General features: G+C 68.4%; 20 protein-coding genes and 1 pseudogene. 12 read left to right on the top strand and 9 right to left on the bottom strand.

The window, feature by feature from the left end; genetic code table 11:
• Positions 1–31 precede the first annotated feature (31 nt).
• Complete coding sequence (gene deoC / locus FE263_RS18935; protein ID WP_456306581.1) at positions 32–778, bottom strand: deoxyribose-phosphate aldolase; 747 nt, start codon at positions 776–778, stop codon at positions 32–34.
• 139 nt (positions 779–917) lie between these two features.
• Here deoC and FE263_RS18940 point away from each other — a divergent pair, with 139 nt between their 5' ends.
• The 7 genes from FE263_RS18940 to FE263_RS18970 all read left to right on the top strand — a co-directional run bounded on the left by FE263_RS18940 (position 918) and on the right by FE263_RS18970 (position 8,378).
• Complete coding sequence (locus FE263_RS18940; protein WP_138327607.1) at positions 918–1,895, top strand: substrate-binding domain-containing protein; 978 nt, start codon at positions 918–920, stop codon at positions 1,893–1,895.
• Between the two features lie 35 nt (positions 1,896–1,930).
• The gene (locus FE263_RS18945; protein ID WP_138327608.1) at positions 1,931–2,947 is read left to right on the top strand and encodes a galactitol-1-phosphate 5-dehydrogenase; all 1,017 of its coding nucleotides are present in this window, start codon (positions 1,931–1,933) and stop codon (positions 2,945–2,947) included.
• A 31-nt stretch (positions 2,948–2,978) separates the two neighbouring features.
• Positions 2,979–4,547, top strand: coding sequence for an FGGY-family carbohydrate kinase (locus tag FE263_RS18950; protein ID WP_138327609.1), 1,569 nt, complete (start codon positions 2,979–2,981; stop codon positions 4,545–4,547).
• Complete coding sequence (locus FE263_RS18955; protein ID WP_138327610.1) at positions 4,531–5,529, top strand: sugar-binding transcriptional regulator; 999 nt, start codon at positions 4,531–4,533, stop codon at positions 5,527–5,529. Before FE263_RS18950 ends, FE263_RS18955 begins: the two co-directional genes overlap by 17 nt.
• Entirely contained in the window at positions 5,519–7,069 is a 1,551-nt protein-coding gene (locus FE263_RS18960) for a sugar ABC transporter ATP-binding protein (RefSeq protein ID WP_205880455.1), read from the top strand. Before FE263_RS18955 ends, FE263_RS18960 begins: the two co-directional genes overlap by 11 nt.
• A complete protein-coding gene (locus FE263_RS18965; protein ID WP_138327611.1) occupies positions 7,066–8,079 on the top strand; it encodes an ABC transporter permease in 1,014 nt (337 codons plus the stop codon). The genes FE263_RS18960 and FE263_RS18965 overlap by 4 nt, the downstream gene beginning before the upstream one ends.
• 77 nt (positions 8,080–8,156) lie before the next feature.
• Complete coding sequence (locus tag FE263_RS18970; protein WP_138327612.1) at positions 8,157–8,378, top strand: hypothetical protein; 222 nt, start codon at positions 8,157–8,159, stop codon at positions 8,376–8,378.
• Here the strand turns inward: FE263_RS18970 and FE263_RS22995 are convergent.
• The 3 genes and pseudogenes from FE263_RS22995 to FE263_RS18980 all read right to left on the bottom strand — a co-directional run bounded on the left by FE263_RS22995 (position 8,352) and on the right by FE263_RS18980 (position 12,463).
• On the bottom strand, positions 8,352–8,762 hold the full coding sequence (locus FE263_RS22995) for a response regulator (protein ID WP_408886219.1): 411 nt from the start codon (positions 8,760–8,762) through the stop codon (positions 8,352–8,354). The two genes, FE263_RS18970 and FE263_RS22995, sit on opposite strands and share 27 nt — an antisense overlap.
• 91 nt (positions 8,763–8,853) lie before the next feature.
• Positions 8,854–11,898: pseudogene (locus FE263_RS18975) on the bottom strand (PAS domain-containing protein); the annotation flags it as partial.
• Positions 11,792–12,463 (bottom strand): VC0807 family protein, encoded by a 672-nt coding sequence (locus FE263_RS18980; protein ID WP_240759946.1) that lies wholly within the window; start codon positions 12,461–12,463, stop codon positions 11,792–11,794. The gene FE263_RS18980 and the pseudogene FE263_RS18975, both read right to left, overlap by 107 nt.
• A gap of 161 nt (positions 12,464–12,624) precedes the next feature.
• On the opposite strand from FE263_RS18980, the gene FE263_RS18985 reads away from it, so the two are divergent.
• From FE263_RS18985 to FE263_RS18995, 3 genes are all read left to right on the top strand, one after another.
• A complete protein-coding gene (locus FE263_RS18985; RefSeq protein ID WP_138327614.1) occupies positions 12,625–12,861 on the top strand; it encodes a hypothetical protein in 237 nt (78 codons plus the stop codon).
• A 90-nt stretch (positions 12,862–12,951) separates the two neighbouring features.
• Positions 12,952–14,070, top strand: a complete 1,119-nt coding sequence (nagA, locus tag FE263_RS18990) for an N-acetylglucosamine-6-phosphate deacetylase (RefSeq protein ID WP_205880468.1) — start codon at positions 12,952–12,954, stop codon at positions 14,068–14,070.
• 129 nt (positions 14,071–14,199) lie between these two features.
• Complete coding sequence (locus tag FE263_RS18995; RefSeq protein ID WP_138327616.1) at positions 14,200–14,418, top strand: DUF1127 domain-containing protein; 219 nt, start codon at positions 14,200–14,202, stop codon at positions 14,416–14,418.
• A 28-nt stretch (positions 14,419–14,446) separates the two neighbouring features.
• Here FE263_RS18995 and FE263_RS19000 read toward each other — a convergent pair whose 3' ends face one another.
• From FE263_RS19000 to FE263_RS19020, 5 genes are all read right to left on the bottom strand, one after another.
• Complete coding sequence (locus FE263_RS19000; RefSeq protein ID WP_138327617.1) at positions 14,447–15,832, bottom strand: GntP family permease; 1,386 nt, start codon at positions 15,830–15,832, stop codon at positions 14,447–14,449.
• Positions 15,833–15,990: 158 nt separating this feature from the next.
• Positions 15,991–16,770 carry an SDR family NAD(P)-dependent oxidoreductase gene (locus tag FE263_RS19005; protein WP_138327618.1) on the bottom strand — a complete coding sequence of 260 codons (780 nt, stop codon included), beginning with the start codon at positions 16,768–16,770 and terminating at the stop codon, positions 15,991–15,993.
• A complete protein-coding gene (locus tag FE263_RS19010) occupies positions 16,767–17,750 on the bottom strand; it encodes a 3-hydroxyacyl-CoA dehydrogenase (RefSeq protein ID WP_138327619.1) in 984 nt (327 codons plus the stop codon). The genes FE263_RS19005 and FE263_RS19010 overlap by 4 nt, the downstream gene beginning before the upstream one ends.
• 3 nt (positions 17,751–17,753) lie before the next feature.
• Positions 17,754–19,061, bottom strand: a complete 1,308-nt coding sequence (gene hisD, locus FE263_RS19015; protein ID WP_138327620.1) for a histidinol dehydrogenase — start codon at positions 19,059–19,061, stop codon at positions 17,754–17,756.
• 90 nt (positions 19,062–19,151) lie between these two features.
• On the bottom strand, positions 19,152–19,802 hold the full coding sequence (locus tag FE263_RS19020; RefSeq protein ID WP_138327621.1) for a class I SAM-dependent methyltransferase: 651 nt from the start codon (positions 19,800–19,802) through the stop codon (positions 19,152–19,154).
• A gap of 423 nt (positions 19,803–20,225) precedes the next feature.
• Here FE263_RS19020 and FE263_RS19025 point away from each other — a divergent pair, with 423 nt between their 5' ends.
• Together FE263_RS19025 and FE263_RS22245 are read left to right on the top strand one after the other, a co-directional pair.
• Positions 20,226–21,866: a tetratricopeptide repeat protein gene (locus FE263_RS19025; protein ID WP_171034221.1), complete on the top strand. Its 1,641-nt coding sequence runs from the start codon at positions 20,226–20,228 to the stop codon at positions 21,864–21,866.
• A 195-nt stretch (positions 21,867–22,061) separates the two neighbouring features.
• A partial coding sequence (locus tag FE263_RS22245; protein WP_456306582.1) for a hypothetical protein occupies positions 22,062–22,538 on the top strand: 477 nt, incomplete at its 3' end.

Raw genomic sequence — 22,538 nt, forward strand, 5'->3', positions numbered from 1 at the left:
GCGCCACCCACATGCGGCTCGGCGAAGCGCGCTAGTAGGTTCCGGAAGTCGGCTCGGCCTGCCCGATCAGGGCAATTCCAGAGCTTGTCCCGATGCGGGTCGCTCCTGCAGCAAGCATTGCTCGCAGGCTCTCCGCGGATCGGATCCCTCCCGACGCTTTCACTCCAATCGATGGTCCGACCACCTCGCGCATGAGGGCAACGTCCTCCACCGTGGCTCCGCCGGTCGAGAAGCCGGTCGAGGTCTTGACGAAGTCCGCACCGGCCGCGACCGACAGGCGGCATGCTGCACGCTTCTCGGCATCCGACAGCAGGCACGTCTCGATGATCACCTTGAGCACGGCATCCGGGCAGGCGGCGCGAACCGCTGCGATATCCGCCTGCACGACATCCTCGCGTCCGTCCTTCAGCGCACCCACAGGAATGACCATGTCGATTTCCTGGGCGCCCGCCGCAACGGCGGCAGCGGTCTCTGCCGCCTTCACCGCGGAGGGCATCGCCCCCAACGGAAATCCGACGACCGCGCAGACCCTGACATCGGTGCCTCGCAACTGCCCTGCAACAAATGGGACATGGATCGAGTTCACGCAGACCGATCTGAAGCCATGCTGCTTTGCCTCTTCGCAGAAAGTCTTGACCGTTTCCTCCGTAGCATCCGGCTTGAGGATGGTGTGGTCCACCAACAGTGCGACTTCCCGGCTCGATACGGGCTGAACCTGATTCATCATAAATCTCCCTGTACAATCGATCTGATATCGGCCCGGATCGCCGAACCTCAACGGCGTGACAGCCGCCCCTGCGAACGTCCGCGCCTGATTGTGCGCAGCACAAGATGCGATAGGCGTTGACACCCTCTGACACCCGACTTATGGCTTTCTCTCAGAAGAGCAGTCAATGCTCGAATGTGAGGAAGCAAAGATGTCAGGAACGACTAGAAGAACGGCTTCGCGGACGGTCGCGGTCGGTGCGATCGCTCTCGCGACAGGCCTGCTGGGCGGACACCACGAGGCGCAGGCCAAGGGGCTGCTGATCGGCTTCAGCCAGGCAACGCTGCAGTCGCCGTTCTACGTGCAGCTCAAGACCGGTGCCGAGGCGGCGGCGAAGGCTTCCGGCGACACAGTCATCGTTCTCGACGCCAACGGCGACGTGAACAAGCAGAACAACGATATCCAGGATCTGGTGACCCGCGGTGTCAAAGTCCTGATCGTGAACCCGGTCAACCCGGATGCGGTGGCGCCGGCATTGTCCGCTGCCGCCGACGCGCATATTCCGGTGATGACCGTCGATCGGGCCATACATGGCGACGTCGCCACCTATGTCGGACGCAACAACGAGGCGATGGGCCATATCGTGGGCGAAGAGCTTGCGGCCAGGCTCAAGGCGGCCGGCGCGAAGCCGGGTGCCAAGATCATCGAAATCCAGGGCGACGCCGGTGGCACCGTGATGGCGGCGCGTCGTGACGGGTTCAACAAGGTTGTCCAGGCCGCCGGCTATCGCGTGGTGATGGGGCCGTACGCCGAGTATGTGCGGTCGAACGCGGTGACTGCCATGCAGGATCTGCTGCAGGCCAATGCCGACGTGAAGGCCGTCTACGCCCACAACGACGACATGGCGCTGGGCGCGCTCCAGGTCCTGCGCGAGAACAACCGCACCGACGTGCTGGTGGCGGGTGTCGATGGTCTCTCCGAGGCCGTCAAGGACATCGCCGGCGGCAACCAGTATGTAGCCACTGCGGCGAACGATCCGATCCGTCTCGGTGCCGTGACGATCGAGACCGCGCAGAAGGTCGCGGGCGGCCAGAAGGTCCAGCCCTTCATCGATGCCGGGACCTCCCTGATCGATAAGCAGACGGTCAATCAGTACAACACAGACAGCCTGTTTGCCCGTCACAACTAGACACCAGGCAGGCATCACAACGGGGAATGACTTCGATGCGCGCAGCCGTCATGTATGCTCCGGGTGATATACGCGTCGAGGATGTCGCAAAGCCGGTCGCCGGTCCCGACGACGTGCTGCTCAAGGTCGCCGCCTGCGGCGTCTGCGGTTCCGACATCCCGCGCATGCTGACCAAGGGCGCGCACCGCATGCCGATCATCTGCGGGCATGAGTTCTCCGGACACATCGTCGGACTGGGCGGCGATGTCGACGGCTGGTCGGAAGGCGAACTGGTCTCGGTCGCGCCGTTGATCCCCTGCCGCAGATGCGACCAGTGCCTGACCGGCAGCTTCTCGCGTTGCCGGGACTATGACTATTTCGGCAGCCGCCGCGATGGTGCCTATGCCGAATACGTGGCGGTCCCGCGCGGCAACCTGTTGAAGACGCCGACCGGCATCGACCCGCGCGCCGCCGCCATGACGGATCCCGCCTCGATAGCGCTGCACGCGATCTGGAAGGCTCCGTTGACCATCGGCCAGACCGGTGGCGTCGTCGGCTGCGGCCCGATCGGGCTGTTCGCGATACAGTGGATGCGCCTGATGGGGGCATCCTCCGTCGTTGCGGTGGATGTGTCGGAACAGAAGCTGGAACAGGCGCGCGAAGCCGGTGCGACGCATACCTTCCTGAGCCATGGGCCGAGGCCTGTCGTGCCCCCGTGTGACCTGATCATCGAGGCGGCAGGCCATCCTTCCACCGCCAATCTCGCGGTGCGCCTGGCCGGCCCGGGCGGGCACGTGGTGTTCATCGGGATCCCCACCCAGGACGTCGGGCTGGAGATCGCGACGTTCAACCACATGCTGCGCCAGGAGATCTCGCTGCATGGCTCTTGGAACTCGTTCGGCGCGCCGTTCCCAGGTCCGCAATGGACGACGACGCTGGAGAAGCTCGGCAGCGGCGAACTCAAGTGGGAGTTCATGATCACCCACGAGCCCGGGCTCGACGAACTGCCCGACATGATGGGCAAGTTCCGCGAGAGGAACGAGTTCATCTCCAAGGTCATGGTCCGGCCGTAGGGCCTGGCCGAACGCGTGGGGCATACACGCCATGAGCCTGCTCCTGGGTCTTGATTTCGGCACCGGCGGTATTCGCGTGGGCGTGTTCGACCCGGAACGGCGTGCGATCACCGCCACCGCCGAGGCGACGTACGTCACCACGCATCCGTACCCGGGCTGGGCGGAACAGTCGCCGGAGGATTGGTGGGCGGCACTCGGGGACGCGTGCCGGCGGACCCTGGAGAGCGCCGGTTATCCCACCATCGCGGGCATCGCCGTCGCCACCACCGCCTCCACGGTCGTCGCCTGCCGTCGCGATGGCATGCCGCTGCGTCCGGCCTTGCTCTGGATGGATTGCCGGGCCGGCGACGAGGCGCATCGTACCGGTCTCAACGATCATCCCGTCATGGCGCAGAGCGGTGGCAGCGACGCGGCGGAGTGGCTGGTGCCCAAGGCCATGTGGCTCGCGGCACACGAGCCGGAGATCTACGACTCGGCAGAGATCATCTGCGAATGCCTGGACTGGGTGAATTTCAAGCTCACCGGCCGCTGGGTCGCCTCGCGCATGAACGCGACCTGCAAGTGGAACTATGACGGCGCGGCCAGGCGCTTCCACCCGGAGTTGTACGAGGCGTTCGGCGCGCCCGGCCTGGGCGACCGGCTGCCCGCCGAGGTGATCCCCGTGGGTGCGCCGATCGCCAGGCTCTCCGCCGAAGCCGCCGCCCATCTCGGGCTCGGCGGCCAGCGGCCGGTGGTGGCGCAGGGTGGCATCGACGCGCATATCGGCATCCTCGGCGCCGACACCGTCGACCCAGGCAACCTGCTGGTCATCGGCGGCACCTCCACGGTCCACCTGTTCCATCTCGACGCCGACCGGCCCGTCCCCGGCTTCTGGGGAGCCTATCCGCACGCCCTGATGGACGGGCTGTGGCTGGTGGAGGGCGGGCAGGTCTCCGCCGGTTCGGTGCTGACATGGCTGTCCAGGCAGATCTTCCAGCTCGACGCCGCCGGCACCCAGGCCCTGATCGCCGAGGCCTCCCACCTGCCGTCCGAGCGCAGCGGCCTGCTCGTGCTCGACTACTTCATGGGCAACCGCACGCCGTATCGCGACCCGCATCTGCGTGGCGCCATACTCGGCCTGTCGCTGGGCCATGACCGCGCCACGATCTACCGCGCCGCCGTCGAGGGCGTCGCCCTGGCCTCCGCGAACGTGGTGGCGCAGGCGCTGTCGCTGGGGGTGCCGATCGATCGCATCGTGAGTGCCGGCGGATTTTCCAGGAATTCGCTCTGGCTGCGCGCCACCGTCGATGCCATCGGACTGCCGGTGCATATGGCCGCCGAGGAGAACCTCACGATCGTCGGCACCGCCGCGGTTGCGGCGACCGGCATCGGCCTGTTCCCCGACCTGCGCACCGCCGCGGCCGCGGTCGCCCGCGACGGCCGCCTGGTGGAGCCCGACATGGCGGCGCACCGGCGCTGCGTCGAGGCGCTGGAGCGCTACCGCGAGGCCACCACCTGCCTCACGCCGATCCTGCACAGCCTGTCGATGCAGAAGCCGCGCGCGACCGACACCGTGCCGCGCGCTGCCTGCGAGGAGGCGCCGCATGCCCGTGCGTCCTGACTCCGACGACGTCGACCTGCGCAGCCTCTCGACCGAGGGGCGCGAGGTCCTGATGCTGCAGGCGGCGAAGGGCTACTACAATCTCGACCGCACCATGGCGGACATCGCCAAGCAGCTCGGCCTGACCCGTTGGCAGGTGGCCCGCCTGCTCAAGGACGCACGCGAGCAGGGCGTCGTACGCATCGAGATCATTCCGCGCGCCCAGCGCCGCCCCGAACTCGAAACCCGGCTGCAGCGCGCCTACGGCCTGATCGAGGCGATCGTGGTGCCGGGCGAGGGCGACGACGACGGCCTGGCGGTCGACAGCGTCGCCCAGGCGGCGGGCCAGTTCCTCGCCGCCCTCACGCCACGGCCACCCCTGGTCGGCGTGTCCTGGGGCCGCACCATGGCATCCGTCGCGCACTGGCTGCCCAGGCGCTGGAACGACGGTGTCGAGGTGGTGCTGCTGAACGGCGCGATGAACGTGCACGCCACCGCGACCCGCACCAACAACATCGCCGAGCTGTTCGCGGTCGCCGGCAACGGTCGCGCGACGCTGCTGCCGGTGCCCGCCATGGTCGGCCGTTCCGAGACCCGGATGGTGCTGGAGCGCGATCCGGTCATCGAGACCGTGCTTGCCCTGGGCGAGCAGGCGCCGGTGGTCTGCCTGGGACTCGGCAGCATGACGCCGGAATCCGTGCTGGTGCGCTCGGGCTACATTGCGGAGTCCGAGATCGCGCGGCTGCGCAAGGCCGGTGCGGTCGGCGACGTGCTCGGCCGCTTCATCGACGCCGACGCCAGGATCGTCGATGCGGAGCTGGATGCCCGCACCATCGGATTGTCTCCCGCAGCACTGCGCGGCAAGGCGATTTCGATCGGCGTCGCGGTGGGCCTGCGCAAGCATCTGGTGGTGCAGGCGGCCCTGAAGGCCCGACTGATCAACGTCCTGGTTACCGACGAACAGACGGCGCTCGCCGCCCTGGAGGCCGCCCGTGGCGCCTGACGCTGCCCTGCATTCCGAAGCCGCGGCCCCGTCGCTCGATGACATCGTGCTCGACGTGGCCGGTGCCGCCAAGATCTTTTCCGGCAACGTGGTGGCGCTGGAGGATGCGTCGCTCTCGATCCGGCGCGGCGAGGTGCATTGCCTGCTCGGCGCAAACGGTGCCGGCAAGAGCACGCTCCTGAAGATCATTGCCGGCGCCCATTCGCTGACGCGCGGCACCCTGCTGCTCGATGGCGTTCCGTGCCGCTTCCGCTCGCCGCAGGAAGCAGCGCTCGCGGGCATCTCGATGATCTACCAGGAACTCGACCTGGTGCCGCAGCTGACCGTGGCGCAGAACATGCTGCTCGGCCGCGTACCGGGACGATGGGGCATGATCGACCGCGCCCGGCGCCTGCGCGTGGCCGAGGCCGCCCTGGCCCGGGTCGGAGCGAACTTCAGCGCGAGCGCTGCCGTGGGCTCGCTCTCCATCGCCAACCAGCAGCTCACCGCCATCGCCCGGTCGCTGACCATGGACGCCAAGGTCATCATCATGGATGAACCGTCGGCCGCCCTGAACGAGACCGAGCTGGAGCGCGTCTTCGAGGTGATACGCGAGATCACCAGGCTGGGCGTCGCGATCCTGTATGTCAGCCACCGCCTCGGCGAGATCAGGGCCATCGGCGACCGCGTGACGGTGCTGCGCAACGGCCGCACCGTCGATACCTTTGCCGTCGCCACCACGACCGAACAGATCCTGGTCGAAGCCGTACTAGGCCGGAACCAGGCGCTGCTGGAGCGCCAGGCGCGTCGGCCGGCGGGCGAGGCATTGGCGCTCGACGTCCGGCGGCTGCGCGGTCCGCAGGGCCTGGACATACGCGACCTGCGTGTCCGGCAGGGCGAGATCATCGGCCTGTCCGGCCTGAACGGCTCGGGCCGCACCAGCTTCCTGCACGCCCTCTTCGGCGACCTGCGCTTCACTGGCGAGGTCATGCTGTCGGGCACCCCCTATGCACCGCGCCGTCCCGGCGATGCGATCGGCCGCGGCGTCGCACTGGTGCCCGAGGACCGCAAGACGCAGGGCCTGTTCCTCGATGCCGCGATCTACCGCAACGCGATGCTGCCCTCCCTGCGTCATCGACGGCTGCTGACGCACGAACGCATGCGCGGGACAGCGCGGCCCGTGTTGTCCGATCTCTCGACGCGCTTTCATTCGCTCGACCAGCCGGTGCGCCAGCTCTCCGGCGGCAACCAGCAGAAGGTGGTGTTCGCGAAATGGGTCGTCGCGGGGAGCCGCATCCTGCTGCTCGACGAACCCTCGCGGGGACTCGATGTCGGCGCCAAGGCCGAACTATACGCGCTTGTCCGCCGTCTTGCCGAGGATGGTGCCGCGATCATCGTGGCGAGCAGCGAGTTGGACGAGATCTATGTGAACTGCGACTACATCTGGGTCTTCCACGAGGGCCGGAACATCCATCGTTTCGATCCGACGCACGCGTCCCGCGACGAAATCCTGAAGGTCGGCCTGGTCGGCTCTGACACAACTGCGGAGACGCTCTCATGAAGACGCTTACCCAAGCTTCGGAGCCAGGCACGAGCGCCGCGTCGTTCTCCGGCCGGCGGCTGGTCGAGCTCATGCTTCGATACAACTTCATCGTGATTTTCTTCGCCGTCGTCATCATCGCCACCTGCCTGTCCCCAAACTTCCTTACCTTCCGCAACATCTCCAACCTGTTCCAGCAGGCGAGCGTCGTGGGCATCGTGGCGGTCGGCATGACCTTCGTCATCCTGACCGCAAACATCGATCTTTCGGTCGGCAGCGTGGTTGCCTGCGGCGGCATGGTCGCATCGCTGCTGATGGCCTCCGGTATCCCGCCCCTGGTCGCGGTTGCCGCGGCGCTCGCGGTCGGCGCCGCGATCGGTGGGGTGCTCGGCGCCATTTCCGCCTATGCCGCGGTGCCCAGCTTCATCGTCACCCTGGCCGGCCTGGTGACCGTGCGTGGCGTCACCTACCTGATGTCCAACGGTGTGCCGATCGGCGGCCTGCCGGCGTCCTTCGGGCAGTTCGGCTCGATGCAGGTGCCGCTGTTGCCCGGCCTGCATTTTCCGTTGCTGGCGCTGCTCTTCCTGGCGGTCGTTGCCTTGGCCGCCCTGGTCCTGCGCTACACGGTCTTCGGGGAATATGTGTTCGCCACCGGAGGCAATGCCGAGGCCGCCCGGCTGTCCGGATTGCCTGTCCGCGTAATCGTCACCATCGTCTTCGCCCTGTCCGGCATGCTTGCCTCCCTGTCCGGCGTGCTGCTCGCGGCTCGCCTGCGTATCGGGCAGCCTACCGCCGCCCAGGGCCTCGAACTCGATGCGATCGCGGCAGTGGTGCTCGGCGGCACCAGCCTCTTTGGCGGCCGCGGCGGTGTCGTCGGCACGGTCTTCGCGGTCATGCTGCTGCAGGTGCTGCGCAACATCTTCAACCTGCTGGGGCTGGGGTCGTTCTACCAGATGACGATCACCGGCCTGATCATCATCTTGGCGATCCTGCTCAACCGCGCGATCGACAGCAGGCAGGGACGCCGCTGAAAGCACCGGCATGTCCGACCGCTATTGACCAAGAGCGGACGCGTTGAGACGAGGCGATAATCGCCGCCCTGCGGGACATGGAGGCGAGGGCACTGTCTGACGCCCATACGCTGGGGCTGCAGGTCGACCACATCCAGGATCTGCAGCTGGACAGTCCCGACGATCGGCCCCGCCCGATGCTGCGCTTCTTCGCCACGGCGATCCGCACCGCGACGACGCCGATGCCTGTCCCCGAAATGACTGCGGCACCCGAGGATGTCGCCGCCGAGGTGTCAGCCACCCTCGTCCTGCGGCGCTGACCACCCCGTTGCTGGTCCGGCCAAGGCAAGTGCCGCCTGCACCTGGGCGCTAAGCGCATCGAGCGTGAAAGGCTTGCCGAGCAGGCGCATCCCGGCGCCGAGGCCGGCCGGGTCGTCCAGTGCGCTGCCGGCATAGCCGGTGATCAGCAGCACCGGCAGGCCCGGCAGCAGCTCGCGTGCCGCATCCGCAAGCTGCCGCCCGTTGAGGCCGCCCGGCAGCCCGATATCGGCCACCAGCATGTCGATCAGCGGCGAGGCGGCGCCGGAAGCCTGCCTGAGCAGGGCCAACCCCCTGGCTCCGTCGCCGGCCTCCAGGACCCGGCAGCCAAGGTCGCGCAGCGCCTCGGCTGTCGTGCGACGAACATGCAATTCGTCCTCGACCAAGCAGCACGGTGCGTGCCCGCAGACCGTCGCCGCTGGCCGGCGGTGGCGCGCTGCGGACCTCGTCTTCGTGAATGCCGGTGTCGCGCGGCAGGAACAGCTGCACCGCGGTGCCTCGCCCCTGCTCGGTCTGCAGCCGGACGACGCCGTGCGACTGGCTGACGAAGCCGAACACCTGGCTCAGGCCGAGACCGGTACCCTGGCCCGCCGCCTTGGTGGTGTAGAACGGCTCGAAGGCGTGCTCCAGCACGTCCGGCGTCATGCCGGTGCCGGTATCCGTCACCGTCACCCGCACGAAATCCCCCGGCTGCGCGTCGTCCCAGCCGGTCAGGTCGTGGCGGTCCAGCACAACATGCGCGGTCTCGATCAGCAGCCTGCCACCATCCGGCAGCATTGCGTCACGGGCATTGATAGCCAGGTTGAGCAGTGCGTTTTCCATCTGGTTCGGGTCGCAGCGCACCGGCCAGCTGCCATCGCGTAGGCTGGTCTCGACCGCGATCGCCGGACCCACCGTCTGCCGGATCAGCTCGGCGGTACCCGGCAGCAGCCCGTCGAGGTTGACCCGCGCCGGCGCCAGGGCCTGGCGTCGCGAGAAGGCCAGCAGGCGGTTGGTCAGCGCGGCCGCCCGCTCCACGCTCTGTGCGATGGCGTCGAGATAGCGTGCGGCGAGGTCGGCCCGTCCGTCATCGAGACGCCGCCGCATCAGCTCCACGCCACTGCCGATACCCTGCAGCATGTTGTTGAAGTCGTGCGCGATGCCGCCGGTGAGCTGTCCGACCGCCTCCATCTTCTGCGACTGCCGCAGACGCTCGTCGGCGCGTGCCAGCGCCTCCGCGGCGGCGCGCTCGGCGGCGATGTCGCGTCCGCTCGCATAGACCAGCTCGTCCTCCACCGTGCCCACCCAGGCAAACCAGTGCCAGCTGCCGTCCCGGTGGCGCATCCGCGTCTCGGTGCGCGGCAGCCTGCCGGCGGCTTCCTGCCCCACCCGTGCGGTTGCCGGCGCGAAATCGTCCGGATGGCACAGGGTCTGGTACTGGCGCCCGAGAAGCTCGCCCGGCAGCCAGCCGAGCAGCGTGGTCCATGCCGGGTTGGCGGACTGCACCAGGCCTCGCTCGAGCACGCAGAGCAGGTCCTGCGAATTCTTCCAGACCCGATCGCGCTCGATCGTGCGCGCCTCGACCTGGCGCTCCAGATCGAGATTGAGCGCCAGCAGCCCGGCTTCCGCGGCGGCCGTCTGCAGCGCCGCCCAGGTGCGGTCGGCGACGCTGCGCATGAACGCCAGATCCTCCACCGTCCAGGCGCGCGGACGATCGTCGCTGGCCAGGATCAGGCCGGCCAGCCTGCCGCCCTCGAGCAGCGGCAGGTTGACGAAGGCGCGTATGCCGGCCTGCTCGACCAGGCCTCGCCGGTTGATCGAGAGGCCGGTGGTCTCGACGTCGTCGACGACGACCGCATCGCCGGCATGCAGCCGGTCGGCAAACCGCCCGGATTGCGAGAGGCGCTGCGCACCTTCGACCGAAACCACGCCCTCGTCGCGTCGCCACGGCCGCAGCACGCTCGCGCTGTCGCCATCCGGATGGATGACGGCATAGGCCGCCTGCGCGGTACCGAGCGCCACGCCGATGGCGGTCGCGGCCGCCTCGGCGATCAGCTCCGGCTCGCGCAGTCCGCGCAGCCGGTCGCCGAGATCGAGAAGGGCGAGCTTGCGCTCCTCGTCCCGCCGTCGCGCGGTGATTTCGAGGAACAGCACCGCGAAGCGCTCGCCGCCAAGCACGAAGGCGTGCCCCTCGTACCAGCGGCCGGACGACGCCACCCGGTCGCTGAACGTGGTGGCCTGGCCGGTCTCGACCACCTGCGCGAAACGGCTTACCCACTCGGCCTCGATGCCGGGCAGGATCTCGCGGATCGTCCGGCCTACCGCCGCCGTCCTCGACATGCCGATCAGCCGCTCCCAGGCCGGGTTGACGTCGACATAGCGCCAGTCCACCGCCTGGCCGGCGCGATCGCGCATCAGCTCGCCGATGATGAAGCCTTCCTGCAGGCGATTGAACAGCGCACGCCAGTTGGCCTCGCCCTCCTGCATCCGGGCCTGGACACCGCTGCGCGCGATCTCATGATGGATTTCGGCCGCGGCTATGGCAGCGCAGTCCTCCTCCTCGCGGGTCCACTGCCGCGGCGTGCCCTGGTGCACGATGAGGGCCGCGGTTTCGCCGCCGGTGACCATCGGCACCACGATGGCGGCCCGCACAGCAGGCTTTGCGGATGTATCGGCCGGGGTCGCCGCCCGGGCGGTAGGGTCCTGCGCCAGGTCGGCAATCGCAGAGAGGCGGTTAGCCTGCAACGCGGCTGTCAGTGCCGGTCCGATCGGGCCGTCCAGAACGCCGCCGGCGAGTTCCGGCACATCCGGTGCGCACCAGCCATGGTCGCGCGCATGACCGGCTGGATCGAACTCCACGTAGCCGACCCGCTCGGCGCCGATCCGCCTGCCGAGCAGCCCGGCCCCCGCCATGATGATCCGGTGCGGCTCGGTCTCGCCTTGCAGGGTTGCGGCGAGGCTGGCGCGGAAGGCCTGACGGCGCCCGGCCAGGACCTGCACGGTGGTCTCGTTTCCCTGCACGAGGATTGCGCGGACACGTCCGTCCGGGTCGCGGATCGGGCTGAAGCCGCAATCGAACCAGGCCTCCCGCAGCACGCCGCCACGCCGCACCCGCAACGCCACCGGCGCCACGACCCCGGCGCCGTCCAGGGCCTGCCGGATTGCGGCGTCGAAGCTGTCGAGTGCTCCGGGCCACAGCGACCGCAACGGCATTCCGATCGTCTCGCGCGCATCCCCGAGCAGGGCGGCGCAGGCGTCGTTCGGCAGGCAGACCAGATCCGGCCCGACTGCAAGAAGGCCCGGCAGCCTGCTGTCGAGCAGCGCCGCCAGCACCGTCGCCACGCCGGGCGGCCAGCCTTCGACCGCGCCGAGCGTCGTCGACGACCAGTCGAAGGCCGGTCCGGTGGCATTGCTGTCGTGGTCGGCCATGCCCGCCTCAGACCCGATCGGCCGGGGGCGGCATCGGGATCGCTTCGCCTGCGCGTCGCCTCGCGCGCCGGGCGAACAGCAGCGTCCACAGGCCGAGCGCACCCATGCAGCCATAGCCGACGATCGGGCTGACGATGAGGTAGTTGGCGACCGGCATCGTGAACACCAGCACGCAGGCCAGGATCGTCTGCGCCATGAGGCCGGCGCCCCACACCACGGTCATCAGCGTCATGGTGCGCCTGAAACGCTGGTGGTCGCTCGCCTGCTCGAGCAGCGCGGCCTCGGCCTCCGATCTGCGTCGCGCGGTGGCGAGCGCCAGTTGCACCATCAGCGGCCGCCCGATGGCGGCGGAGCCGAGGAACAGCAGCGCAATCAGGCCGGTCACCAGGTTCTCGCGCAGCTGCAGCATCCGCACCGATCCGCCGCCGACGAACGCCAGCAGGGACAGCACGATCCCGGCGACGACCAGGATGGAAAGGGCGTCGATGCGCCGCGACCGGGCGAACTCCACCAGGCTCCAGAGGATCGGCGGCAGCGACGACAACAGCAGCGCCTCGACCTCGCCGGTCTTCGGGGCGGCTTCGAGATAGATCAGATAGGGAAGGACGAAGTTCGCCATCATCTCGAGGACGAGGCCGGGCGCCTGCCGCATCCGCTTCGACCAGTCGAACTCTGTCATCGAAACCCCCGCCGCCTGAACCGCAGCTTGCCAGTCGGGGGGCGATGTTGTGAACCGCCGGCCACTGGCGCGCCTCGAACGCGGCCATGGCCGACTAATCGTCCAGGCTTTAACGGGGCATCAATCTCGATGGCGTCTAATGCAGTGGTGGAGGGGTTGCAATGCTGGACGCGATGACGTGCGAGATCATTCCATTCCCGGTGGTCGAGAAGACCATGGAGGTGCTGCGCCGCGTGGTCTGGCAACTCGAGGATGGTGACCTGATGATGGTGGCGGCGAGCCTGCTCGCACTGGCGGCGGAGGCATCCCGCCATGGCGCGGAGGCGGACTTCTACGACCGCACCAAGACCGCCTACCTGGTCCTTGAGCGTGTCCTGCTGGAGGGCGAGCGGATCTGAGGCTCCACCTCGTGGCGCACCCGGTCGCGTACGGCGAAGCGCAGGTTGTAGCATCCGGACCGGGACACTGACCGGCGGAAGGATGCGACCATCATGCAGCTGAGCGGACGGATCGTGCTGGAGGACCGGATCTGCGACGGCACCATCGATTTCGGCGAGACGATCGCCGGCATCGAGGCAGGCGCCGGCGCCGGCGAATACCGCGGCGAGCGCATCATCCTGCCGGGCTTCATCGACATCCATGTGCATGGCGGCGATGGCGGCGACACCATGGATGGGGTCGCCGGCATTGACCGGCTCGCGCGCTACCACCTGCGCCACGGCACCACCACGCTGCTGCCGACGACGATGACGCGGCCCTGGCCCGAGGTGATGGATGCCCTGCGTGCGGTCGCGGAAGTGCGCTCGCGTGGCCTTGAGGGCGGTCCCGATATTGCCGGCGCGCATCTGGAGGGCCCGTTCATCAGCCCGCAGCGGCTCGGCGCGCAGCCGCCGTTCGCAATCGAGCCGTCGCTGCCGCTGGTGCGCGAGGCGCTGGCGACAGAGGTGGTCAGGGTGGTCACCATCGCGCCGGAACTGGCCGGCGCGGACGCGGCCATGCGGCTGTTCGCGCAGTCCGGCGTGCGGGTCAGCGCCGGGCATACGCGATGCAGCTTCGAGCAGGCGATGCAGGGTTTTGCCACCGTGCGCGATGCGGGCGGCATCGCCGGGGCAACGCACCTGTTCAACGCCATGGGCGGCGTCGAGGGCCGTGCGCCGGGACTGGTCGGCGCGGTGCTGCAGGATCGGGATGCCCATGCCGAGCTGATCCTGGACACCCGGCACGTTCATCCGGCGAATTTCCGCATCGCACGCGATATCCTCGGCGACCGTCTGCTGCTGATCACCGATGCCATGCGCGGCGCCGGCCTGGGTGATGGCGAGAGCGAACTGGGCGGCCGGGCGGTGACCATACGCGACGGGATCGCCAGGCTGCCGGACGGCGCGCTCGCCGGCAGCCTGCTGACAATGGACGCGGCACTGCGGCACGCGGTGACGGCGTCGACCGGTCTCGCGCACGCATCCCGCCTGCTGAGCGGCAATCCGGCACGCTATCTCGGGCTGCACGATCGTGGCGTCCTGCGTGCTGGCATGCGCGCCGACATCGTCGTGCTGGATGCCGGCCTGCAGGTCAGGGAAGTCTGGGTAGCGGGGCGCCAGGTGGCCTGATGCACGCAACGCGATGCGGCGCAAAAGCCACACGACAATGTAATGAATTTGTGCGCTGCACAATCTGCTCGACGTCTGTGAAAAGCACGCTATATTGCACTGCACCATTCCTCTGCAGGAGCATGCAAAATGGCTAACGCATCGATCGGCGCTCTCGACGTCACCACCGGCCGCAATCCCGGCCTCGTCGCCTCATTGCTGACCCGTGTCCGCACCTACCGGCACGATCTTGCCGAGCGCAGCCGCGTCCGCATGGAGCTCGAGAGCTACAGCGACCGCCAGCTCGCCGACCTCGGCATCACCCGCGGCGACATCCGCTCGATCGCCGACCGCGAGGACCTGCGCTAGCCGCATCGTCCGCCGGGCCGGCTCGGTCTCAGACCAGGCCGGTTGCGTAGTAGATACCGATGATCAGGAACACGGCCGCGGTCTTGATCAGCGTGATGACGAAGATGTCCCCGTAGGACTGGCGATGGGTCAGTCCGGTGACCGCCAGCACGGTGATCACCGCGCCGTTGTGCGGCAGGCAGTCCATGCCGCCGCTGGCCATCGCCACCACCCGGTGCAGCACCTCGAGCGGGATGTGGTGGGCGCGCGCGGCTGCGATGAACCCGTCGCCGAGCGCCGACAGCGCGATGCTGAGGCCGCCGGACGCCGAGCCCGTGATCCCGGCGAGCGCGGTGGTGGCGATCGCCGCGTTCACCAGCGGATTGGGGATCGCCGACAGCGCATCGCGCGCGACGAGGAAGCCCGGCATCGCGGCGATCACCCCGCCGAAGCCGAATTCCGAGCCGGTGTTCATCACCGCGAGCAGCGCGCCGGCAACCGCTGCCTTGGTGCCTTCGACAAAGGTCCCGCAGATGGTCCTGAACGCCAGTGCCACCACCAGCAGCACGCCGGCGAGCAGTGCCGCCTCGAGTGCCCAGATCGCGGTCACCGTCGCAACCGGCGTGACCAGCGGCTCCTTGAGTCCGGCCAGATGCACGGTGTCGGTGGTGCCGAATATACGCGGGATTGCATTGGTGAACAGCTTGTTCAGCACGCCGACCGCGACCAGCGGTGCGATCGCCACCGGCCAGGGGGCGAGGCGGCTGGTGTCCGGTACCGCCGGCTCGTTCAGGTGATCGGTGCCGTAACCTTCGTCGCCGGCGCGCCGGGCCCGCCATTGCAGGTAGGCGAGGCCGGCCACCAGGATGAACAGGCCGCCGACGGTGCCGAGCCACGGCGCCGCCCAGGCGGTGGTATGCAGGAAGGCGGTCGGGATGATGTTCTGTATCTGCGGCGTGCCCGGTAGCGCATCCATCGTGAAGCTGAACGCGCCGAGTGCAAGCGTCGCCGGCATCAGGCGCTTGGGGATGCGCGCCTGCCGGAACAGCTCGGCGGCGAACGGATAGACCGCGAACACCACCACGAACAGCGAGACGCCGCCGTAGCAGAGCACGGCGGAGACCAGCACGATCGACAGGATCGCCCGGCGCGGCCCCGCCAGGCGCAGGATCGCGGCCACGATCGAGCTCGAGAAGCCGGACAGCTCGATCAGCTTGCCGAACACCGCCCCGAGCAGGAAGATCGGAAAGTAGAGCTTCACGAACATGACCGTCTTGGCCATGAACAGCGTGGTGAACACCGTGGGGATCGCCGAGGGCGCGGTCAGCAGCACCGGGATCATCGCCGCCACCGGCGCGAACATGATGACGCTGAAGCCGCGATAGGCGACGAGGATCAGGAAGGCGAGCCCGAGCAGGGCGACCAGTAGAGACAACGCAAACCTCCAGAGCCTTGTTGTCCGGCCCTCGGGGCGGGCCGGTTGCGTGGCGTGCTAGCGCATCAACCAACCGATTTTGCTACTCGATCGGATAGAGATGCTGGGCAAGACAACAAGCTGGAGCTTCCTTTCGATCCACCTCGATCGGAAAAGCACTAGTCCGCGGTCCAGCCGCCGTCGATGAGCAGCGAGGCGCCGGTCATCAGGGCCGAAGCATCCGATGCCAGGAACAGGATCGCGCCCATCAGGTCCTCGACGGTGCCGAGCCGGCCGAGCTTGATGCGGCCCAGCACGTCGTTTCTGAAGCGTGCATCTTCGAGAAACGGCGCTGTCAGCGGGGTCTCGATGAAGGTCGGGCAGAGCGAGTTCACGCGGATGCGCGAAGGGGCGAGATCGATCGCCATCGCCTTGGTCAACCCCTCGATGGCGTGCTTCGAGGCGCAGTAGACCGTGCGCCCGGCACCCCCGACATGCCCCATCTGCGACGAGACATGGATGATCGAGCCGGCCAATCCCGCCGCAACCTGTCGCCGCGCCACCGCCTGCGCCACGAAGAACGCCGCGCGCAGGTTGAGCGCCATCACCGCGTCGAAGTCCGCGACGCTGACGTCGAGGAACGGCGCCGGCCGGTTGGTGCCGACATTGTTGACCAGGATGTCGAACGGCGCCCGGGCCTCGATCCCGTCGCGGACGGCGTCGAGGTCGGCGACGTCCAGCACCCAGCCTTCCGCCGCGCCGCCCGCTGCGCAGATCGATTGCGCGGCTGCCTCGACCTCCGCCCTGCCGCGCGCCGCCAGCGTGACGGAGGCGCCGGCTTCCGCAAGGGCGGCGGCGGCGGCATGCCCGATACCGCGGCTGCCGCCGGTTACCAGCGCCCGCCTGCCGTCGAGCCGGAACGACGGTGTACGGGGCAGCGACGCATCGGCGATGGTCACTGCGTTCCCGGCGTAGCGGCGGGGTCCGTGCCGGCCGCATCGGCCGAGTCCATCCGGCGCTTGTGCAGGGCCAGCGCCATCAGCCGGCGATCGCGCCAGGCGCTGCGGGCGACGAGTTCCGCTTCCGGCAGTACCTCCCGCCGCTGCGCCTCGATGCGCGCGATCAATTCGTTGTCCCAGCCGCGCTGCTCCGTCGTCTCGGCGGCGATGTCGCGATACAGGCCGCCGAGCCGCCTTGCATAGTCGGCGATGCCGCCCGGCGCGTTCAGGTCGATGGTCTCGAACGGCCCCATGAAGGCCCAGCGCAGGCCTAGGCCCTGCGAGACGGTGAGATCGACGTCGGCCACACTGGCAAGCCCGGCCTCGACCAGCCGCCACGCCTCCATCAGCAGCACCGCCTGCAGCCGGTTGAGGATGAAGCCGGGTGCCTCCTGGCTCATCGTCACCGGCGCCTGGCCGACCGCCTGCATCAGCGTCCGCACGCTGTCGAGGGTGGCCGGGCTGGTCCACGGCGCCGGCACCAGCTCGACGATCGGCGCCAGGTATGGCGGATTGACCGGATGCGCCACCAGGCACCGATCGCGGCAGCCGAGCCCCTCGGTGTAGAGCGAGGCCGGCAGCCCGGAGGAGGAACTGCCGATCCAGGTCGCGGGCCCGACCAGCGCATCGATCTCGCGCATCACGGAATTCTTGACGTCGACGCGCTCCAGCACGCTTTCCTGCACGTAGAGCGCATCCTCGAGCGCCTCCGCGAGGCTATCGGCCACCGAGACGCGCGCGAGGATCGTGGCCGGCGCCTCGTCGATCAGGCCGGCCTGCCGCAGATCATCCAGCCGCAGGGCGATGGTCCTGCGCGCTTCCGCCGCGGCACCCGGCGCGTTGTCGTAGAGCCTGACAGCATGGCCGGCACGCGCGAACACGATGGCCCAGCCGAGCCCGACCAGCCCGGCGCCGACGATGCCGATGTTTCCCGGCGCCATCGCCTAGTCCACCGTCCCGCCATACGGCACGTTGCGGCCACCGTAGCGGCGAACGCGGATATTCGCCTGCTCGCCATGGCCGACGAAGCCTTCCAGGGCGCACAGCCGCGACACATGGCCGCCGATCCGCGCCGAGGCCTCGTCCGTCAGCACGCGCTGGTAGGTGCAGGTCTTGAGGAACTTGCCGACCCACAGCCCGCCGGTGTAGCGCGCGGCCCGCTTCGTCGGCAGCGTGTGGTTGGTACCGATCGCCTTGTCGCCATACGCCACGTTGGTGCGCGCGCCCAGGAACAGCGCACCGTAGTTGGTCATGTTGGCGAGGAAGTAGTCCGGATCGCGCGTCATCACCTGCACATGCTCGAAGGCGAGGCGGTTGGCGACCGCGACCATCTCCGCCTCGTCCTCGACGACGATAACCGCGCCATGGTTTTCCCACGCGACGCGAGCGATCGGCGCCGTCGGCAGGATGCGCAGCAGCCGCTCGATCTCGGCGATGGTATCGCGGGCCAGCCGCTCGGAGGTGGTCAGCAGGATCGCCGGGCTGTCCGGCCCGTGCTCCGCCTGGCCAAGCAGGTCGGTCGCGCAGATCTCGCCGTCCGAGGTCTCGTCGGCGATCACCAGCGTCTCGGTCGGCCCCGCGAACAGGTCGATGCCGACGCGGCCGAACAACTGCCGCTTGGCCTCCGCCACGAAGGCGTTGCCAGGGCCGACCAGCATGTCCACTGTGGCGATGCTCTCGGTGCCGAGGGCCATCGCCGCCACTGCCTGGATGCCGCCGAGGCAGTAGATCTCGTCGGCCCCGGCAAGATGCTGCGCCGCCACGATGGCCGGCGCCGGTTTCCCGTGGTACGGCGGCGCGCAGGTGACGATGCGCGGCACGCCGGCGACCTTGGCGGTGATTACCGACATGTGCGCCGACGCGAGGAGAGGATACTTGCCGCCCGGCACGTAGCAGCCGGCCGCCTGCACCGGGATATTGCGATGGCCCAGCACCACGCCGGGCAGCGTCTCGACCTCGATGTCGCGCAACGCCTCGCGCTGGTGCTGCGCGAAGTTCCGCACCTGCGCCTGGGCGAACTCGATATCCTCGATGTCGCGCGGCCGCAGTTGCGACAGGCAGGCCTCGATCTCGGTGTCGCTGAGCCGGTAGTCGTCGCGCTCCCACTTGTCGAACCGTATCGAGAGGTCGCGCACCGCCTGGTCGCCGCGAGCCTGCACGTCCGCCAGGATGGCCTCGACCGTTTCCCGCACGCGGGCATCGGCCTCGGCAATCCCCGACGCCTCCGATCCGCGCTTCAGCCACGTCTCCATGCCGATGCCTCCCTGCACGCGGGCGGCAGTCCAGCCGAGCCGAACGGCCGGGTCAACTCCGGGCGGCGGTCACGGGATCGGGTGGCCCCCTCAGGTCGCTGCCAGTCCGGGTTCGCTGCGTGCCGCCAGCACCGCCGCGTGCAACGGCAGCATGCGGTCCTGCGCCTCCTGCAGTTCCTGTTCCCCGGGTCGGGTGCAGAAGCCGATCGCCCAGAGGCTGAACGAAGACGGTACCCGCTGCACGGTGACCGCGGCAAAGCCGGCCGAACCGAGCGCACCCATCAGGCTGGCACTGGTGAAGCCGGTATGGTGCGCCATGAACAGGTTGCCACCCGCAAGCGCGCCACGATAGCCGAACAGGATGTCGAGCGGCTCGATCGGCCCAAGTGCCGACATGTAGGCGGTGGCCGAGAGTCCTTCGGAGGCGACGAGACGCGCCACCTCCTGCAGATCGGGAAGGGTGATAAGCGCAAACCCGTCGGATCTCAGCACCCGCCGGAACTCCGCCAGCGCCACCGGAACCTCGTGCGGATAGAGATGCTCGAGGTTATGCGACGAGAACACCGCATCGACGGTGCCATCCGCGACCGGCGACATATCGGTCATGCTGGCGACGATGTCCGGCGATACGGAAGCGTCGATGTCGAGGCGCACCTCGTTCCAGTCCTGATCCTCGAAAACAGGGTGCAGCTTGCCAGGCGTCTGGGCGCCGCACCCGACATGCAGGACACGCTTGGTCATCAGGATTTCCAGTGCAGCGCTTGCGTCGCGGCCGAGCGCCGCACCCGGGTCGGGTAGCGGCCAAACTCAATACGGTTTGATAACTACAGTCCGGGACGTTCCTTTGTCCAGCAGAAGCAGCCTGGCGGTCGACGGCAGCCGCTTCGCAGCGGCGTATGCTGCAGAGATTATCAACCTTCAAGTAACTTCTCATTAAAGCGTTGTTAATATCGAAGATCCTACCGACTGATGATGACCTAACTCTAGTCTCTACTTACCGTTCATTCATACGGTCGCGGTAGACTGTGACAAATGGTTATACGGGCCGGCAGGATGTCTGTCTTTCGCGCAATCCACCTGAAATTTCTGCGTCTGTTCGGGTCACCCCCCTCGCTGGTCGAGCATGCGTGCCAACTCGCGGCGCGTGGCAACCATCGGCAAGCGGTGGATCTGTTCGTCCAGGCAGCGAAGGCAGGATCCAGCGCCGCCTGTCTCGAACTCGGGCGCGCCTATCTCTTTGGAATCGGGCTGCCGCACTGTGCCGCGGCGGCGCTGCATTGGCTCGATCGCGCCGCGGTGGGCGGCGTGGTCGAAGCGCAGTTCATGATTGCGTCACTTGCCCTGCAGGGCCACACGAATTCGCCGTCGCAGAACTGGTTCGAGAATGCTTCCGGCGCGAAAGCCGGAGCGGCCGACTATCCGATGGCACTACGCTGGGTGGAGCAGGCCGCATCCAGCGGCCATGCGCCATCGCAAGCGCTGCTCGGCTTCATCCTGACCTCTGGGCCGCCGGCTTTGCGCGATGTCCGGCGTGGCGACGATTGTTACCGGCGTGCCGCCGACGCGGGCTGCGCGCATGGACAGCTCGGCTGGTCGCTCGCGCTGTTGCGGGCCGATCCGGTGGCGAATGCCGACGACGCACGCAGTCTGCTAACCGAGGCGGCGCGGGCGGATCTGCCCATCGCACACTACCTGCTCGGCGTGCTGGCCGGGCGTGACAGCCCCGCGTCCGAGGCGGCGCCGGAGATGGCCGCTCATTTTCTGGCAGGCGCGCGACTGGGACACGCGCCATCGCAGCTCGCCTGCGGCCTGTCCCTGCTGCATGGCGACGGCGTGCGACCCGACGCCTTCCAGGGCGAGAGCTGGATCCGTCGTGCGGCACTCGCCGGCGAGGTGGAGGCATTCGCCGCACTTGGTAAACTGTATGGCCAGTCGGCGGGCGGGGCAGCGGACACGACGTCTCCTCTGCCGCCGAATTTTGCGGAGGCGATGCTCTGGTTTGGACGCGCCTCGGCGTCAGGCCACATGGGTGCGGCCTGCGCGCTTGCGAGGCTGCATTTGCAGAATGTCGGAGCCGGAGCCGACCGTGGCGAAGCTTTGCGACTGCTGCGCGGCGCGGCCGAGCTTGGCGATCAGGCGGCCTGCGACGAGCTGGCAGCCGTCGTGCTTGCAAACCGTAGCATCGCAAGCTCCGCCGGGCATGACGAGAGTCGGGCAATCCTCGCCTGGTTCCGCGAGCGGGCCACGCAGGGGGATCCGGCGGCGGCCTACAATGTCGGCGTCTGCTGCGTGGCGGGCATCGGCATGGCGGCGAACGATGCGGAGGCGCTGCCCTGGTTCCGGATCGCAGCCGAGCATCTTCCCATAGCGCAATACTCGTGCGGTCTCATGCTGGTCGAGGGCAGGGGTGCTGCACAGGATCTCGTCGCTGGCCGCAGGCTTCTGCTGCAAGCTTCCGAACAGGGTCTTCCGGAGGCGGAGGCGCTCGCCGGAGAGATGCTGCTCAACGGCCGGGGTGGGCCGGCGGATCTCGGCACCGCGAAGATCCTGTTCCGCCAGGCGGCCGAGGGTGGCCATGCCGGAGCGCTGTATGCCCTCGGCCTCATGGCGCTCGGCTACTACCAAGAGCCAGAAGATCCGCAGGCTGCCAGGGTGTTTCTGCGCCGGGCGGCGGAGCAGGGTCATGCCGGCGCCATGGCCGCACTCGCCGCGCGATATCCCGCGCGCGATCGGTGCCCGGCCGCTGTGCAGCCACAGGCGATCGATGCGGGGGCGTCGCGTGAACTCACACTCGAGCTGCTTTGACACCGGGCAGCGGCAGCCCGGAGCGCAGGCAGGCTTCCTCAATATCCATTAACGAGATCTTCACCAATAAAAGCCGAGAACGAGCCGCCGGTACGTGCCGGCCGCTCTGCCGCCGGTAGGAACCGGGCCAGGTCGCCAGTTCCGACAGCAGACGGTGCATCGTTGCGCGTCGTCTCGTGCAGAGAAGAGAGCTCCATGACCGTCTCGACCCTGACCTCGACCAACGTCGCAGCGCTGCCGACTTCCTACCTGGCTGCGATGACGTCCACCGACTTCGGCGCGTTGGTGTCGACGCAGCTGGCGGGACTCAGTTCGACCCAGGTCGCAGCGCTGAACTCCACCGATATCGGCACGCTGACCACGACCAACATGCCCGGGATGACAGCCGGCGCGATGGCGGGTCTGACCTCGGCGAACATCGCCGGCCTGACCAGCACGGCGGTCGGCGGATTGGCCTCCACGCAGGTTGCCGGGCTTGGCACCGCAGCCGTGGCAGCGCTGAACACGACGCAGGTGACCAGCCTTGGCACCACCCAGCTGGCCGGGTTGAGCTCCACGCAGGTTGCGGCATTGACCACCACCTCGGTGCAGGCCGCGACGACGCAGATTGCCGCCCTCACCGCGACACAGATCAAGGGCCTGGGTACCGCGCAGGCGGTGTCGCTGTCCTCG

This window comes from Lichenicoccus roseus (assembly GCF_005844085.1).
Classification (GTDB): domain Bacteria; phylum Pseudomonadota; class Alphaproteobacteria; order Acetobacterales; family Acetobacteraceae; genus Lichenicoccus; species Lichenicoccus roseus.